This window comes from Allobosea sp. FW305-C-101 (assembly GCF_058783685.1).
Window position 1 is genome coordinate 813611 of the sequence record NZ_JBYSYT010000002.1, and the last position, 15009, is coordinate 828619.

Consider the following 15009-nt stretch of genomic DNA (forward strand, 5'->3'; position numbering starts at 1 on the left):
AATATAGAACCAGTTCAGTCGGCACAAGTCGGAATCTGGCGGAGCGGCGACAGGATGGCGATGATGCGGGACCCTACGGCGGTTCAGCTCCGTTCAAGCCCGCGGTAGCGCGCGAAGACGTTCTGCCGCCCGGCCGAGAAGATCGTCACCTCATAGCTGTCCGGCGCCTGCCCGCGGACCTCCATGCCGGGCGAGCCGACGGGCATGCCGGCAACCGCGAGCCCGATCGCCTTGGGGCGCTCGGCCAGCAGGCGCTTGATTGCCTCGGCCGGCACATGACCCTCGACGACATAGCCGCCGACCTCAGCGGTGTGGCAGGAGGCGAGCGCATCGGGCACGCCGAGCTTCGTCTTGAGCGGCGCGACATCATCGATCTCGATAACCTCGACGGGGAAGCCCGCAGCCTTCACATGCGTGACCCAGGCTCCACAGCAACCGCAATTCGGGTCGCGCGTGACGGTCATCTTCGGCAAGGCCTCGGCAGCGGTCGCCGGGCGCCACAGCATCAAGCCGGCGGCGATCTGGGTCATGCCGAGCATCAAGGCGCGGCGCGTTGACGAAAATCCGTGCGTCACGAGGTTTCCTCTTATCCTCACATTCATGTCTGCCCCGCCCGCAACCGGGCGGTGCGAGCCGATCACACAGGACCGGCCCGCATGGCGTCAACGGGACGGTCACAGACCCGGCGTATAACCCGCCGCCGTAACGGCAGCCTTGATCGCTTCATGGTCGGCCGAGCCCAGAACGCTCACCCGTTTGCTGCCGGGATCAGCGGTCACCGTCGTTCCCGGCAAGCGGGCTTCGATGGCACCCTTGATCCGGCCGGCGCAGTGGCCGCAGGTCATGTCCTCGACCTGGAAGGTCACGGCATCTTCGGCCGGCGCGGCCGTCTCCGTTGCGGGCTTCGCATGCTGTTGGCAGGAGCACATCTGCATCATCCTTTCGATGTGGCGATGACCGTAGCCTGCCCCTTCCCATCGTGGGAAGGTCAAGCGGCATTGTCACGGACGCCCGCCCTCCTCCGGTGTCGTCACTTGGCCTTCTGGAGCTTGGTGACGGTGATCTGGCCGTTGACGCGGTCCGCGTCGAACCTGACCTTGGTTCCGGCCTTGAGCCCCTTCAGCATCTCGGGCTCGCCGGCTTTGAACACCATGGTCATGGCGTCCATGTCGAGGTTCTTGATCGGGCCGTGATTGATCGTGAGCTTGCCCTGGGCCTCATCGACCTTGGTGACGGTGCCGCTGACCGACTGCGCGGCGGCCGGCAGCGCGGCGATCAGGAAGGCGAGGGTGGCGGCGGTCTTCAGCATGGCAGGCTCCTTTCGTTGAAATCGTTCACTTGACGATGATCTTGCCGGTCATGCCGGCCTCGCGGTGCCCCGGGATCAGGCAGGAGAAATCGAACTCACCCGCCTTGGTGAAGGCCCAGACGATCTCGCCGGTCTTCTTCGGCGCGAGCCGCTTGGCGTTCGGGTCGTCGTGCTCCATGTCGGGGTTCTTCTGCATCTCGACGGCGTGCTTGAGGTTCTCCTCCAGCGTCGCCAGCACCAATTCATGGTCGAGCTCGCCATTGTTGCGCAGCTGGAAGCGGATCTGCTCGCCGCGGCGGATCTCCAACCGGTCCGGAATGAAGGCCATCTTGCCGTCGCGCTCGCTCATCACGACCTGAATAATGCGAGCCGGCTTCTTCGGATCGCCTGCCTTGCCATAAGCGGTCTCGCCGCCATGGCCATGGCCGGCCCCGCCTGGGCCTGCGAGCGCTACCCCGGCGGAAAGAAGGACCGCGATTGCGGCAAGCTTGAAGGCTGCTGTACTCATCTGCCTCTCCTGATCGTGGGCATGCTTGTCAGTGGTTGGAATGCGGGTTCTTGCTCGCCGGGCGCGGCTTGCCGTTGGGCCCGAGGCTCGGCTTGCGTGGGTCCTTGGCGCGCCACGCGGCCGCCTTGGCGCCGCCCTCGGGCGGCGCAGCGCGCGGCGCCTCCCCAAGCTTCGCTCCCTTGAGTTCGTAGGCGACGGTTCCCTCGGGATGCTTGAACCAGCCGGGGTCCTTGTAGTCGCTCTTGGCCAGCCCTTCGCGAACCTTCACCACCGAGAACATCCCGCCCATCTCGACCGGGCCGAACTGGGCATAGCCGCTCATCATCGGCAGGGTGTTTTCGGGCAGGGGCATCTCCATCGAGCCCATCTCGCCCATGCCGTTCGAGCCCATCGGCATGTAGCCGGGCGCGATCTTGGCGATGCGCTTCGCCAGGTCCTTCTTGTTCACGCCGATATAGTTCTTCACCGAATGCCCCATGGCATTCATGGTGTGATGCGACTTGTGGCAGTGGATCGCCCAGTCGCCCGGCTCGTCGGCGACGAAATCGAAGGCGCGCATCTGGCCGACGGCGACGTCGATCGAGACCTCGTCCCAGGCTGCCGCCGGATCGACCCAGCCGCCATCGGTGCAGGAGACCTTGAACTCGTAGCCGTGCATATGGACCGGGTGGTTCGTCATGGTCAGGTTGCCGAAGCGGATGCGGACCTTGTCGTTCTTGCCGACGACGAAGGGATCAAGCCCCGGAAACACGCGGCTGTTCCAGCACCACATGTTGAACTCGGTCATCTCCGCGACGCGCGGGACATAGGAGCCGGGCTCGATGTCGAAGGCGTTGAGCAGGAAGACGAAATCGCGATCGACGCGACGGAAGGCCGGGTCCTTCGGATGGACGACGAAGAAGCCCATCATGCCCATCGCCATCTGGACCATCTCGTCCGAATGCGGGTGGTACATGAAGGTGCCGGAGCGCCGCAGCAGGAACTCGTAGACGAAGGTCTTGCCGGGCGGGATATGCGGCTGCGTCAACCCGCCGACGCCGTCCATGCCGTTGGGCAGGCGCTGGCCGTGCCAGTGCACCGCCGTATTCTCCGGCAATTTGTTGGTGACGTAGATGCGGACCTTGTCGCCCTCGACCGCCTCGATGGTCGGCCCCGGCGACTGGCCGTTATAGCCCCAGAGATAGGCCTTCATGCCGGGCGCAAGCTCGCGCACCACCGGCTCGGCGACGAGATGGAACTCCTTCCAGTCGCCGTTCATCCGCCAGGGCAGCGACCAGCCGTTGAGCGTCGCGACCGGCTGATAGTCCGGCCCGGTCGTCGGCAAGAGCGGCGCCTGCGTCGCAGCCTCCGTCATGGTCGGCGCTTCCGGCACGGCGGCGAAGGCGCTGCGGCCCGAGACGGCGGTGGCTCCGGCCAGCACGAGACCGGATGAGCCGATGAATCCTCTGCGCGATAGCGTGGTCATTGTTGCGCTCCTTCCGCCCGCTCAGTGTCCGCCGCCACCGGCATCGCCGCCGCCAGCCGCGGCGACTGTGGCTGAGCCACCTCCGCTGCCGCCGCCGATCAGCGCGTGCTTGAAATCGGTATGGGCGATCCAGAAATCGCGGCGGGCATTGATCGCCGCGACATTCGAGAGGATGCGACTGCGGGCATCCGCGATCAGGTCGGTCACGTCGTTGAGCATGCCGCTGTACTGCAGCAGCGACTGCTCCTGGATGATCCTGCGCAGCGGCAGGACGTTGCTCTGGTACTGGCGCGTGATGTCGTAATGGGCGCGGTAGGCGGTGTAGGCCTCGCGCGCTTCCGAGCGGATATTGACCGCCTTCTCCGCCAGCTTGTTGGCGGCCTGCATATAGGTCTGCTCGGCGAGTGCGACCTTGGACTGGCCGAAATCATAGATCGGGATGTCGATCTCGAGCTCCAGCGTGCGGCTGCGGCTGGATTCGCGCTCGACATGGCCGTGGTCGTTGATGCTGCGGCTGCGGTCATAGGTTCGGCGGCCGAGCAGGTCGATATCGTTGACGAAGCGCGTGGCTTGCGTGAGCCCCAGCGACTTGGCGAGGATGTCGAGATCGGCCCGCGCGATCCGGAGATCGACCCGCTTGCGCAAGGCCTCGGTCTCGATCGCCTTCACCGATTGCAGGCGCGGCAGAGGCGGCAGGCTGCCCAGCTGGAACTTCAACTCGTCGCCCCAGAGGCCGAGCTGGCGGACGAGGCGCTCGCGCTCCTGGCGCTGCTGCTGGCGGGCCTGCGCGAGCTGGACGGTCAATTCGGCCTCGAAGGCGAATTCGCGGGCCTGGTCGATCTTGTTGACGCCGCCGGATTCGCCGAGCCGCTTGAGCAGCTCGGACGCTGCATCGGCCGACCCCTTCGCCTCCTGGTAGAAGGCGACCTGCGCATTGGCAGCAACCGCCCGGTAGTACTGGCGGCGGGTGTCGGCCGCGAGCCTGAGCACAGCTTCGGCCGTCCGCATCTGCGCGGTCTGGAAGCGGTCGCGGGCGATCTCGGCCCGGGCCGGGAGAGTGGCGAGCGCCAGCAGGCTGCCGACGATCTGGCGCTCGATCTCGACCTCGAAACGGCCCGAGAGCTTGGAGATGCCCAGGCGCGGATTGGGCGGCAGGCTCGCCGCGACCATCTGCGCCTCGGCCATGCCAAGCTCGTTGAAGGCGGCCTGCAAGCCGCGATTGTTGAGCAGCGCGACCTGCACCGCCGCATCCGCCGTCAATGGCTTGCGCAGGAGCTGGTCGACGCGCGCCTTGGCGGTGAGCGCGGCTTGGTCATCGGCGATCTTTGCGACATCCTTGCCGATATCCGCATAGGTCGCGCTCTGGATCGCGCTCATGCCGCCATCGGCGGAAAACCCGGCGCAGCCGCCGAGCAGGGCGGCGGCGCCGGCAAGCAGGGTCCAGCGCAGCAGGCGCCGGGCTTTCGGAACAGGAGAGGAGGACAAGGCCGGTCCTTGGACAGTGGCGCGCGACGGCGCGGCGGCAGGCTGGTTCGGCTGCGTCATGATGTCGGCCCGACCCGGCGGTTGAGCTCGCGCCAGTCCTTGGGGTCGGCCGGGCGATAAGTGGCGGCGCCCGCCGTCACGCTGCCGTAGGTGACGGCTGGGACGCGGGCATTCGGATCGGCCGACCGGGCCAGATGGTCTGGAACGGCGGAGACCGTGCAGGCGCCCAGCGCCAGACCGATCGCCGCCAGGAACGGCAGCTTCACCAAGCTCACGACTCATGGCTCCCCTGTTGCGGTGAGGCAGGGGTAGCAACGCCGCTTCCTCGGCGTCCGTTACAAATTGTTTCAAACCGGGGCGGGCAACGGCGCAGCGGGCGCGCTATGGTCGGGACAGATGGGAAAGGAAAGCGTGCGCTCGAACGGCATGGCGATGTCAGGGACTACAAGCAGCGAGACGGATCAGGCCCCCGTCGCGCCGATCACCGACGATCACGGCCATATCCTGGTGGTGGATGATGATCCGCAGATCAGGCTTCTCGTCGCGCGCTTCCTGCAGCGGCACGGCTACCAGGTCACCGGCGCGCCGGATGGCCGCGCCATGCTGGAGACGCTGGCGCACAGCGCCGTCGACCTGATCGTGCTCGACCTGATGCTGCCCGGGCGCTCCGGCGTTGAATTGTGCCGCGACGTGCGCGCGAACTCGCAGGTTCCGATCGTGATGCTGACCGCGCGCAACGAGGAGAGCGACCGTATCACCGGCCTCGAAGGCGGGGCGGACGACTATGTCACCAAGCCGTTCAGCCCGCGCGAATTGCTCGCCCGCATCCGTGCGGTGCTGCGCCGCGGTCGGGCGCCGCGGAACTCGGTCCTGACGCAGCCGAGCGGGATCGTGACGTTTGACGGCTGGCGCATGGACCTGCGCCGCCGTGAGCTGCAATCGCGGGCTGGCACGTTGATCGATCTCTCGACCGGCGAGTTCGACCTGCTCGTCGCCTTCGTCGAGCATGCCAACCGCGTGCTGTCGCGCGAGGCGCTGATGCAGTTCGCCAAGGCACGGATGAGCGACGATCCGTTCGACCGGACGATCGACGTCCAGATCAGCCGCCTGCGCCGCAAGCTCGATGCCGATGCCAGCGGCGGCCAATTGATCAAGACGGTGCGCGGCGCGGGCTATCTGTTCGCCTCCACGATCGGGCGCGAGGAAGGACAATCCGCGTGACGAGACTGCTCGGACGCTTCTGGCCCGACACCGTGGCGAGCCGCGCGATCCTGATCCTGGTCGCGGCCCTGCTCGCCTTCCACCTGCTCGGCTATTGGGCCTTCCGCGTCGGCGTCGAGAGCTTCGCCGCGGCCGGGCGCGACGGCAGCCTCGCCGAGCGCATCGTCTCGATCAAGCGCGCGATCGCCAGCCTGCCCGACGGGGCGGAACGCGACCGCGTCGCGCATGACCTGTCGAGTGCGAGCCTCGAAGTGCACTGGAGCAAGGTCAGCCTCGTGCTCGGCAGTGCGCCTGCCACCGAGCGCACGCGCGCGCTGGAAGCGCGTTTGAGAGAGCAGGCTCCCGATCTGGTGGCCGCCTCCTTCCGTGTCGGGCAGGTCGATGACGGGGCGCTTCCGACCGGTACCGCCAATGCGGACCGGCACATCATACTGGTTTCGATCCGGCTCGACGATGGCAGCTGGGTCAATTTCTCGTCCTCGGCGCTCGGCGCCGCGCAGCATCTCGACTGGAACCTGACCGCGATCATGATCTGCTTCGCTGTCGGGATCGTCGTGGTCGCGCTACTGCTGCTGCGCTGGGCGACCCGGCCGCTGCGCGATCTCGCGCTGGCCGCCGAGCGCTTCAGCCTGGATCAGGTGCCGCAGCCCTTGCCGGAAGACGGCCCGGCCGAGGTGCGCCGCGCGGCGCGGGCCTTCAACACCATGCGCGAGCGCATCCAGCGCCTCGTCAGCGAGCGGATGCAGGCGATGGCGGCCGTGTCGCACGACCTGCGCACGCCGATCACCCGGCTCCGCCTGCGCTCCGAATTGCTCGACGACGACGCGACGCGACGCCTGATCGATGCCGATCTCGGCGAGATGGAGGAGATGATCGACTCGACACTGGAATATCTGCGCGGCGGGGTCTCCAGCGAGGCGGCCCGACCGGTCGATCTTGCCTCCATCATCGAGACGATCGTCGACGAGCATCTCGACCAGGGCCATCGTGTCAGCCTGTCGGGTCTCAATACGGCACCGATCCTGGGGCAGGTGCTGCCGCTGAAGCGGGCCTTCTCCAATGTCATCGCCAACGCGCTCAAATACGGCGGTTCGGCTATAGTCGGCATCGCCGAAGCCGGCGGCCGCTTCATCGTCACGGTCGAGGACGAAGGGCCGGGCATCCCCTCAGTCGACATGGAGCGCGCCTTCCTGCCGTTCGTGCGGCTGGAGGAATCGCGTGGCCGCGAAACCGGCGGCTCCGGCCTCGGCTTGACGATCGCCCAGGCCGTCGCCCGCTCGCATGAAGGTTCCGTCACGCTCGAAAACCGAATCACGGGCGGCCTGCGCGTCATCGTTTCCTTGCCCCGGCTCGATCGCCCGGCGGACAGCCATGCCCCGCGCAGCGAGACGCTGACCCGTACTGGAAACGCCTAACGGGCTCCGCGAGCAGGCATGCTCACGCGGCGGCCACCGCGACGAAGCGATGGCGGTAATCGCCCGGCGAGAGCCCGACGAGGCGGTGGAAGAGCTTGCGGAAGGCGGCGACATCCTCGTAGCCGACGGACCAGGAAATCTGCTCGATCGAGCGCCGGGTGAATTCCAGCAACTCCCGCGCCTTGCCGACGCGCAGGTGCTGGGCATATTCGATCGGCTTCATCCCGGTCGCCGCCTTGAACCGGCGCTGGAAGGTGCGCTCCTCCATCGCCACGACCTTCGCCATGTCGCCGACGCTGATCGCCTTGGCCTCGCGCGCCTGCAGCCAGTGCTGCACCTTCAGGATCGCCTCGTCGCCATGGGTCAGGCGCGGTGCGAAACGCGAATAGTGACGCTGCTCGCGCCCGGCGGAATCGATCAGCATGAAGCTGCCGGTCTCGGCCATCACGGTTGAACCCAGCAGCCGGTCGACAAGCCGGAGGCCAAGATCGGTCCAGGCCATCAATCCGCCGGCCGTGATGATGTCGCCGTCCTCGATCACCATCTTGTCGGTATCGAGCCGGACATCGGGAAAGCGTTCGCGGAAGGCGTCCGCGAAGAGCCAATGCGTCGTCGCCGGGCGCCCCGACAGCAGGCCGGTCGCCGCCAGCGCGAAGACCCCGCCGCAATTGGCCGCGAGCGTCGTGCCCTGGGCATGGCGGTCGAGCAGCCAGCGCGCATAGGGCGTCGCCTCCTCGATCTCCATCGGGCCGGTGAGCCGCCCGGGCACGACCAGCACGGCGGGCTCCATCGGCCGCTCGAAATCGGGGTGGCTGTCGAAGACCCGGCCGAGGCAGCCGTCATCATCCGGCCGCCAGTGGCTGACGCGCAGCCCCGGCCCGCCGCGCCGGGCGGAGAAATGCCCGGCAATGTCGAGAAGATCGGTCATGCCGTGGACCATGGCGGTCTGGCAGCCCGGATAGAGCACGAGCCCGATCTCGGCCTTCGGCGGCGCTGGAATGGCTGCGACCATGACTCGTCTCCACGATTGTCGGTTTTGGCCCGGTGAATGTCGGTTCCGCCAATCCCGATCATTCCTCACGCGGCGTAATCCTTCAACCACGGGGCGCGGACGTCCCGGTGAGTTTCCTCAAGGCACTGAAAGGATGACGACAATGGCCACGATCACCACCAAGGACGGCACCCATATCTTCTACAAGGACTGGGGCCCGAAGGACGGGCAGCCGATCGTCTTCTCGCATGGCTGGCCGCTGACGGCCGATGCCTGGGACGCGCAGATGGTCTTCTTCGCCAATCAGGGCTTCCGCACCATTGCCCATGACCGGCGCAGCCATGGCCGCTCCGATCAGGTCTGGGCCAACAACACCATGGACCAGTATGCCGACGACCTCGCCGAGCTGATCGAGCAGCTCGACCTGAAGGACGCGATCCTGGTCGGCCATTCCACCGGCGGCGGCGAAGTCACCCGCTATATCGGCCGCCACGGCACGAGCCGGGTCGCCAAGATCGGCCTGATCGGCGCGGTGCCGCCGCTGATGCTCAAGACCGAGGCCAATCCGGGCGGCCTGCCGCTCGATGTCTTCGACGGCATCCGCAAGGGCACCTACGACAACCGCTCGCAGTTCTTCCTCGACCTGACGATCCCGTTCTACGGCTACAACCGGCCGGGCGCCGTGATCTCGGAGGGCATCCGCCAGAGCTTCTGGCAGCAGGGCATGATGGGCGGGCTCAAGGGCCAGCTCGACTCGATCCGCGCCTTTTCGGAAAGCGACTTCAACGCCGACCTGAAGCGCTTCGACAAGCCGACGCTCGTGCTGCATGGCGACGACGACCAGATCGTGCCGATCGGCGCCGCGGCGCTCTCGACGGTGAAGATCGTCAAGCACGCCGTCCTCAAGGTCTACGAAGGCGCCGATCACGGCCTGACCCAGACCCATCAGGATCGCTTCAACGCCGACCTGCTGGCCTTCATCAAGGGCTGATCGCCCGCCGGCCGGGCCGACCCGGCCACCCCACACTCATCGCGAAACCAGGCGCCGGACGGCACTCGCGCCGTCCGCTCGCTCCCTCACGTCCCGGAGAACCCCAATGACCAAACAGACCTTCCTAGTGACCGGCGCCTCGAACGGCATCGGCGCGGTCTATGCCGACCGCCTCGCCAAGCGCGGCCATGATCTCGTCCTCGTCGCCCGCAGTGCCGACAAGCTTGAGGCTCTCGCCGAACGCCTGCGCCATGAAACCGGCGTCGCCGTCGAGGTGCTCGCCGCCGATCTCGGCAAGGCCGGCGATCTCGCGAAGGTCGAAGCCAGGCTGCGCGAGGACGCCGCGATCACCGGGCTCGTCAACAATGCCGGCATCGCCGGCGAAGGGCCGATCCTGACCGCCGACCCCGCCCATATCGACAACATGATCGCGCTGAACGTCTCCGCCGTGACACGGCTCGCCGCCGCGATCGCCCCGCGCCTCGCCACTCGCGGTTCAGGCACGATCATCAACATCACCTCGGTGACGGCGCTGATGCCGGAGGCTTTCACTGCCGTCTATCCGGCGACCAAGGCCTTCGTGCTCGCCTTCAGCGAAGCGCTTCAGGCCGAGCTCGGCCCGAAGGGCGTGCATGTCCAGGCCGTGCTGCCGGGCATCACCCGCACGGCGATCTGGGAGGAGGAGCGCCTCGCCCAGATCCCCGCCGAGATGGTGATGTCGGTCGACGACATGGTCGATGCAGCGCTTGCCGGCCTCGATCTCGGGGAGCGGATCACCATCCCCTCGCTGCCCGACACCGCCGATCTCGAGCGCTTCCTCGCCGCCCGCGGCGCGCTGCGCCCGAACCTCTCCCTTCGCAAGCCCGCTCCGCGCTACGGCGCCTGAAGCAGCAACCACACTAAGGACAACGATCATGATTCCCGGACTTTCCATCCAAACCCTGCTGACCGTCCATGTCGCGGTCAGCCTGATCGGCATCGCCACGGGGCTCGTGGCCATGCCGGCCCTCGCCGCCGGCCGCTGGCTCGTTGGCTGGCAGGCGGCCTTCCTGATCACGACGGCGCTGACCAGCGTGACCGGCTTCCTGTTTCCGTTCAGCGGCGTGACGCCGGCCTTCCTCTTCGGCGTGATCTCCATGGCGGCACTCGCCGTCACCGCCGCGACCTGGCCGTTCCGGGCGCAGCGCGCCGCCGGCATCGCCTATGCCGTCACTGCCACGCTCGCGCTCTACCTCAATATCTTCGTGCTGATCGTGCAGTCCTTCCAGAAAGTCCCGGCCCTGCAACCGCTGGCGCCGACGCAGAGCGAGCCGCCTTTCGTGATCGCCCAGACCATCCTGCTGATCGCGGCGCTTGCTGTCGGCACCCTGGCAGTGCGCGCAACGCGCCGCCAGGAGATCCAAACCGGCAGCTAGGGCATATTGGTATACACCAGAACTTCCACCACTGCCCCTGCACCAGAACCATAGCGGTTATCGGCAACTCCATAGCGGATCGGCATGTCCTTGACAGCCTGGATCAACTCAAGTGGTATACACCAATCCTCACAATGGGTGCCTGCCGGCGAAGGCTTCCGGCAGCGCCGGGTGCAGCCTCCGGAGACCGTCATGAGCGAGATCGTCAAAGTCAAATCCGGCAGCAAATACGAGACCCTGAACAGCTATTCGCGGGTCGTCGTCGCCGGCGACATGATCTTCGTCTCGAACACGGCGGGGCGGAACTACAAGACCCGCGCCATCGCCTCCGACGCCAAGGGCCAGGCCGAGCAGGCCTTCAGCAATATCGAGGGAGCGCTCGCCGCCGTCGGCGCCTCGCTGAAGGATGTCGTCGCAGTCAAGGTCTTCGTGCCGGATATCGCCGACATGGACGAGGTCAACGCGGTCGTCGGCGCCAAGTTCAGCGGCATCGACCCGGCCAATACCACGACCTGCACGCCGCTCGGCCAGCCCGAGCTGAAGGTCGAGTTCGAGGTCACCGCCTATAAGCGGCGCAACCCGGACCAGCCCGAGCAGCGCATCAGCGTCGACCTCTCCTGAAATCGGGCGCTGCCATGCCGGACGTCGTCATCGTCGGGGGTGGGATCAGCGGAGTTTCGGCCGCCTACGAGATCGCGCGGGCCGGCCAGTCCGTGACGCTGCTCGAAGGCCGCAGCCTCGCGGCGATGGCGTCGAGCTGGACGCTCGGCGGCGTCCGCCAATCCGGGCGCGACCCCGCCGAACTGCTACTGGCGCAAGCCGCGGTCGAACGCTGGGGCGGGCTCGACGAGGAACTCGGAGCCCCGACCGGCTATCGCCGCCACGGCAATCTGCGGCTGGCGCGAACCGAGGCGGAAGTCGCTGTCATCCGCGAATTGGTCGCGCAGCAAAGCAAGCTCGGCCTCACCATCGAATACCTGCCGGACAACATTGCGGTGCGAGACAGGGCGCCGGCGATCGGGCCCGGCATCCTCGCCGCCTCCTTCTGTCCGGGAGACGGCCATGCCGATCCGGTCCCGGCTGTCCGCGCCTATGCCGACGCCGCCCGCCGGCATGGCGCCATCATCCACGAAGGCGTGCCGGTGCACGCCCTGACCCGCTCGGGCGACCGGATTACCGGCGTCGAAACGCAAGCCGGCGAAACAATCGCCGCCGATCGCGTCATCGTGGCGACGGGCATCCACACGCCGGAACTGCTGACCCCGCACGGGCTGGACCTACCGCTCTCGGTCAAGCTGGTCTGCGTGATGCAGAGCGTGCCGCTTCCGCCCTTGCTCGCGCCGGTCTTCGGCGTCGCCAATGCGGATTGCGCCGGACGGCAGGAGATCGACGGGCGCCTGCGCGTCACCACAGGAATCGGCGACTGGCCACACGATCCGGCGAGCTGGACCGAAGCCTCGCTCGCCCCGCGCAGCCGCGATATCGCGGCGCTGATCGCGCGCACGACGCAGGTCCTGCCGGCGCTGGCGGAGGCCGGCATCGCTCGGCTCTGGGGCGGATTGATCGATCTCACGCCGGACGCCCTGCCCGCGATCGACGCCGATACCGGCCTCGACGGGCTCGTCATCGCCGCCGGCTTCTCCGGGCACGGTTTTGGCATCGGCCCCGTCACCGGCGAGATCCTGGCCGATCTCGCGCTGGGACGCCGATCGCGCTTCGATCTCTCGCCCTTCCGGCTGAACCGCTTCACGCATGGCCAACGACAGGCCGCCGAACTCACCTTGCACGGATAGGACAATCTCCCGCCATGCTGCCCTCTGATGGACGCGTCATCCTGATCTCCGGTGCCAATCGCGGCATCGGCCGCGCCATCGCTGAATTGCTGCAGGCGCAGGGCTACAGCCTGAGCCTCGGCGGGCGCGACCTGAATTCGCTGAAGACGATGAGCGCCGGCTGGGACCCGTCGCGCGTCCATGTCGCCCGCTACGATGCCGCCGACTGGGCGAGCCATCGCGCCTGGGTCGATGCCGCCGCCGTCCGCTTCGGCCGGATCGACGGGCTCGTCAACAATGCCGGCATGCACAGCGCCATGACCCTGCGCGCGCCCGACGAAGCCGCGCTCGACGCGATCTGGGCGGCGAACTGCAAGGGGCCGCTCAACCTGATCCATTGCGCCCTGCCGCATCTGGAAGCCAGCGGCGCCGGGCGCATCGTCAATGTCGCCTCGCTCTCCGGCAAACGCGTGCGCAACGACCATGTCGCCTACAACATGACCAAGCACGCGATGATGGCGCTGAACCACACCGCACGGCGCATCGCCTGGGACAAGGGCGTGCGCGCGACCGCGCTCTGCCCCTCCTTCGTGCGCACCGACATGACGGCTGCGAGCACCGCGCTGCCGCCGGAAGCCATGAGCCAGCCCGCCGATCTCGCCGCGCTGGTTGCCACCGTCCTGGCCCTGCCCAACAATGCCACCATCGCGGAATTGCTGGTCAATTGCAGGCTGGAGGACACGCTCTGACGAAGGCGCCGGGAGAGCGTCGCTACCCGATCTCGATCATCACGCTCAACGACAAAAGCAGGGGAAGAGCCATGAAGAGACCCGTTTCGATCCTCGCCGCCCTGGTGGCCGGCGCCCTGATGGCCGGGCCGGCCCTCGCGCAGAAGACCGTGCTCACCGTCGGCATGCAGAGTTCGGATGCCGGCGTGCTCGACCCGCATCTGAATTCCGGCACGCCCGGCAAGGCGATGTTGCAATGGATGTTCAACGGGCTGGTGCGGATCAAGCCGGGCGAGCTCTCACCGGAATTCATGGAACCTGATCTCGCCGAGAGCTGGGCTTCTTCCGCCGACGGCAAGGAATGGACCTTCAAGCTGCGTCAGGGCGTGCAGTGCCATCACGGCTATGGCGAGTTCACCGCCGAGGACGCGGTCTATTCGCTGAAGCGCGCCGCGACCAAGGAAAGCTCGGCCTTCTCGTCGGACTATGCGGCCGTCGACGCGATCGAAGCGCCCGACAAATACAGCGTCAAGATCACGCTGAAGCAGGCGATCCCGAGCCTGCTCGGCATCGTCATGAACTACCATGGCGGCAACATGGTCTGTAAGAAGGCCGCCGATGAGCTGGGCAAGGACGGCTTCGCCAAGAAGCCGGTCGGCACCGGCCCGTTCATGTTCCAGGAATACGTGCCGCAGCAATACGCCAAGCTCGTCGCCAACCCGAACTACTTCCGCGGCAAGCCCAAGCTGACCGAGATCCTCTACCGCTTCATTCCCTCGGATTCCTCGCGCGACCTCGCCTTCCAGTCCGGCGAGCTCGACATGATGCTTGGCCGGCAGGAGCAGGCCTGGGTCGACCGCATGACGGCGCTGCCCGGCATCAAGGTCGTGGCGATGGGGCCGGCCGAGATGTCGGTGCTGCACCTCAATACGAGCCAGCCGCCGCTCGACAACATCAAGGTCCGGCAGGCCTTCGCCCATGCCATCGACCGCAACGCGATCTGGCAGTTCCGCGGCAAGAACATCTCGCGCCCGGCCGTCTCGGTCGTACCCTCGGGCTATCTCGGCACGGATGAGAAGGCCCCGCTCCTGCCCTTCGACCTCGCCAAGTCGAAGGCGCTGCTGGCGGAGGCCGGCTTCCCCAACGGCGTCACCATCAAGGCGATCAACACCACCCTGCCCTCGATGCTGAGCTTCACGGAAGCGACGCAGGCCCTGCTGAAGCGCGCCGGCATCACGCTGGAAATCCAGCCGGTGGAGCACGCAACCTTCCACCAGCAGATCCGGCAGGACCTCTCGCAGGTCGTGCATTTCCAGGCGGCCCGCTTCCCGGTGGCGGATGTCTATCTCTCGCAGTTCTTCCACTCGCGGGCGATCGTGAAGACGCCGACGGCGGTGACCAACTTCTCGCATTGCAAGGTGGCGGATGCCGAGATCGACGCCGCCCGCTCCGAGACCGACAAGGTGAAGCAGCTCGCCCTGTGGAAGACGGCGCAGGAGAAGATCATCAAGGAAGTCTGCGCCGTGCCGGTCAACGAGATGATGCAGCTCTGGGCCTACAAGGACAGCCTCGACCTCGGCTACGAGCTCAAGGCTTCGCTCAATCTCGGCCCGCCGGTGCTGGAGACGACGCGCTTCACGAAGTGAGGTCGGATTTCCCGATCTCACGAGGAACCTCCGCGTCATCCCGGACAAGCCGCGAAGCGGCGC

The 15009-nt window shown here is 67.0% G+C and carries 17 protein-coding genes; 9 read left to right on the top strand and 8 right to left on the bottom strand.

What is annotated here, in order from left to right:
- Nucleotides 1–83: 83 nt before the first annotated feature.
- The 7 genes from AC3WMA_RS11390 to AC3WMA_RS11420 form a co-directional block, all read right to left on the bottom strand.
- Nucleotides 84–530, bottom strand: coding sequence for a DUF411 domain-containing protein (locus AC3WMA_RS11390; protein ID WP_492285472.1), 447 nt, complete (start codon nt 528–530; stop codon nt 84–86).
- Nucleotides 531–674: 144 nt separating this feature from the next.
- Entirely contained in the window at nt 675–866 is a 192-nt protein-coding gene (locus tag AC3WMA_RS11395; RefSeq protein ID WP_492285473.1) for a heavy-metal-associated domain-containing protein, read from the bottom strand.
- Nucleotides 867–1030: 164 nt separating this feature from the next.
- Nucleotides 1031–1309: a copper-binding protein gene (locus tag AC3WMA_RS11400; protein WP_492285474.1), complete on the bottom strand. Its 279-nt coding sequence runs from the start codon at nt 1307–1309 to the stop codon at nt 1031–1033.
- A gap of 25 nt (nt 1310–1334) precedes the next feature.
- Complete coding sequence (locus AC3WMA_RS11405) at nt 1335–1817, bottom strand: cupredoxin domain-containing protein (protein WP_492285475.1); 483 nt, start codon at nt 1815–1817, stop codon at nt 1335–1337.
- Nucleotides 1818–1845: 28 nt separating this feature from the next.
- Entirely contained in the window at nt 1846–3282 is a 1437-nt protein-coding gene (locus AC3WMA_RS11410) for a multicopper oxidase family protein (RefSeq protein ID WP_492285476.1), read from the bottom strand.
- Nucleotides 3283–3303: 21 nt separating this feature from the next.
- Nucleotides 3304–4827: a TolC family protein gene (locus AC3WMA_RS11415; protein ID WP_492285477.1), complete on the bottom strand. Its 1524-nt coding sequence runs from the start codon at nt 4825–4827 to the stop codon at nt 3304–3306.
- Nucleotides 4824–5042: a hypothetical protein gene (locus AC3WMA_RS11420; RefSeq protein WP_492285478.1), complete on the bottom strand. Its 219-nt coding sequence runs from the start codon at nt 5040–5042 to the stop codon at nt 4824–4826. The genes AC3WMA_RS11415 and AC3WMA_RS11420 overlap by 4 nt, the downstream gene beginning before the upstream one ends.
- Before the next feature lie 121 nt (nt 5043–5163).
- On the opposite strand from AC3WMA_RS11420, the gene AC3WMA_RS11425 reads away from it, so the two are divergent.
- Nucleotides 5164–5988, top strand: a complete 825-nt coding sequence (locus AC3WMA_RS11425; protein ID WP_492285479.1) for a response regulator — start codon at nt 5164–5166, stop codon at nt 5986–5988.
- Nucleotides 5985–7403 carry an ATP-binding protein gene (locus AC3WMA_RS11430; protein ID WP_492285480.1) on the top strand — a complete coding sequence of 473 codons (1419 nt, stop codon included), beginning with the start codon at nt 5985–5987 and terminating at the stop codon, nt 7401–7403. Before AC3WMA_RS11425 ends, AC3WMA_RS11430 begins: the two co-directional genes overlap by 4 nt.
- A gap of 22 nt (nt 7404–7425) precedes the next feature.
- On the opposite strand, the gene AC3WMA_RS11435 is transcribed toward AC3WMA_RS11430, so the two are convergent.
- Entirely contained in the window at nt 7426–8415 is a 990-nt protein-coding gene (locus tag AC3WMA_RS11435) for a GlxA family transcriptional regulator (protein WP_492285481.1), read from the bottom strand.
- Between the two features lie 142 nt (nt 8416–8557).
- On the opposite strand from AC3WMA_RS11435, the gene AC3WMA_RS11440 reads away from it, so the two are divergent.
- The 7 genes from AC3WMA_RS11440 (at nt 8558) to AC3WMA_RS11470 (ending at nt 14946) form a co-directional block, all read left to right on the top strand.
- Nucleotides 8558–9385 carry an alpha/beta fold hydrolase gene (locus tag AC3WMA_RS11440; protein ID WP_492285482.1) on the top strand — a complete coding sequence of 276 codons (828 nt, stop codon included), beginning with the start codon at nt 8558–8560 and terminating at the stop codon, nt 9383–9385.
- Between the two features lie 106 nt (nt 9386–9491).
- Entirely contained in the window at nt 9492–10271 is a 780-nt protein-coding gene (locus tag AC3WMA_RS11445) for an SDR family NAD(P)-dependent oxidoreductase (protein WP_492285483.1), read from the top strand.
- A gap of 28 nt (nt 10272–10299) precedes the next feature.
- Entirely contained in the window at nt 10300–10800 is a 501-nt protein-coding gene (locus AC3WMA_RS11450) for a hypothetical protein (RefSeq protein ID WP_492285484.1), read from the top strand.
- Nucleotides 10801–10992: 192 nt separating this feature from the next.
- On the top strand, nt 10993–11421 hold the full coding sequence (locus tag AC3WMA_RS11455; RefSeq protein WP_492285485.1) for a RidA family protein: 429 nt from the start codon (nt 10993–10995) through the stop codon (nt 11419–11421).
- Between the two features lie 14 nt (nt 11422–11435).
- A complete protein-coding gene (locus tag AC3WMA_RS11460; protein ID WP_492285486.1) occupies nt 11436–12593 on the top strand; it encodes an NAD(P)/FAD-dependent oxidoreductase in 1158 nt (385 codons plus the stop codon).
- Between the two features lie 14 nt (nt 12594–12607).
- Nucleotides 12608–13321, top strand: a complete 714-nt coding sequence (locus AC3WMA_RS11465; RefSeq protein WP_492285487.1) for an SDR family NAD(P)-dependent oxidoreductase — start codon at nt 12608–12610, stop codon at nt 13319–13321.
- Between the two features lie 71 nt (nt 13322–13392).
- A complete protein-coding gene (locus AC3WMA_RS11470; protein WP_492285488.1) occupies nt 13393–14946 on the top strand; it encodes an ABC transporter substrate-binding protein in 1554 nt (517 codons plus the stop codon).
- Nucleotides 14947–15009 lie beyond the last annotated feature (63 nt).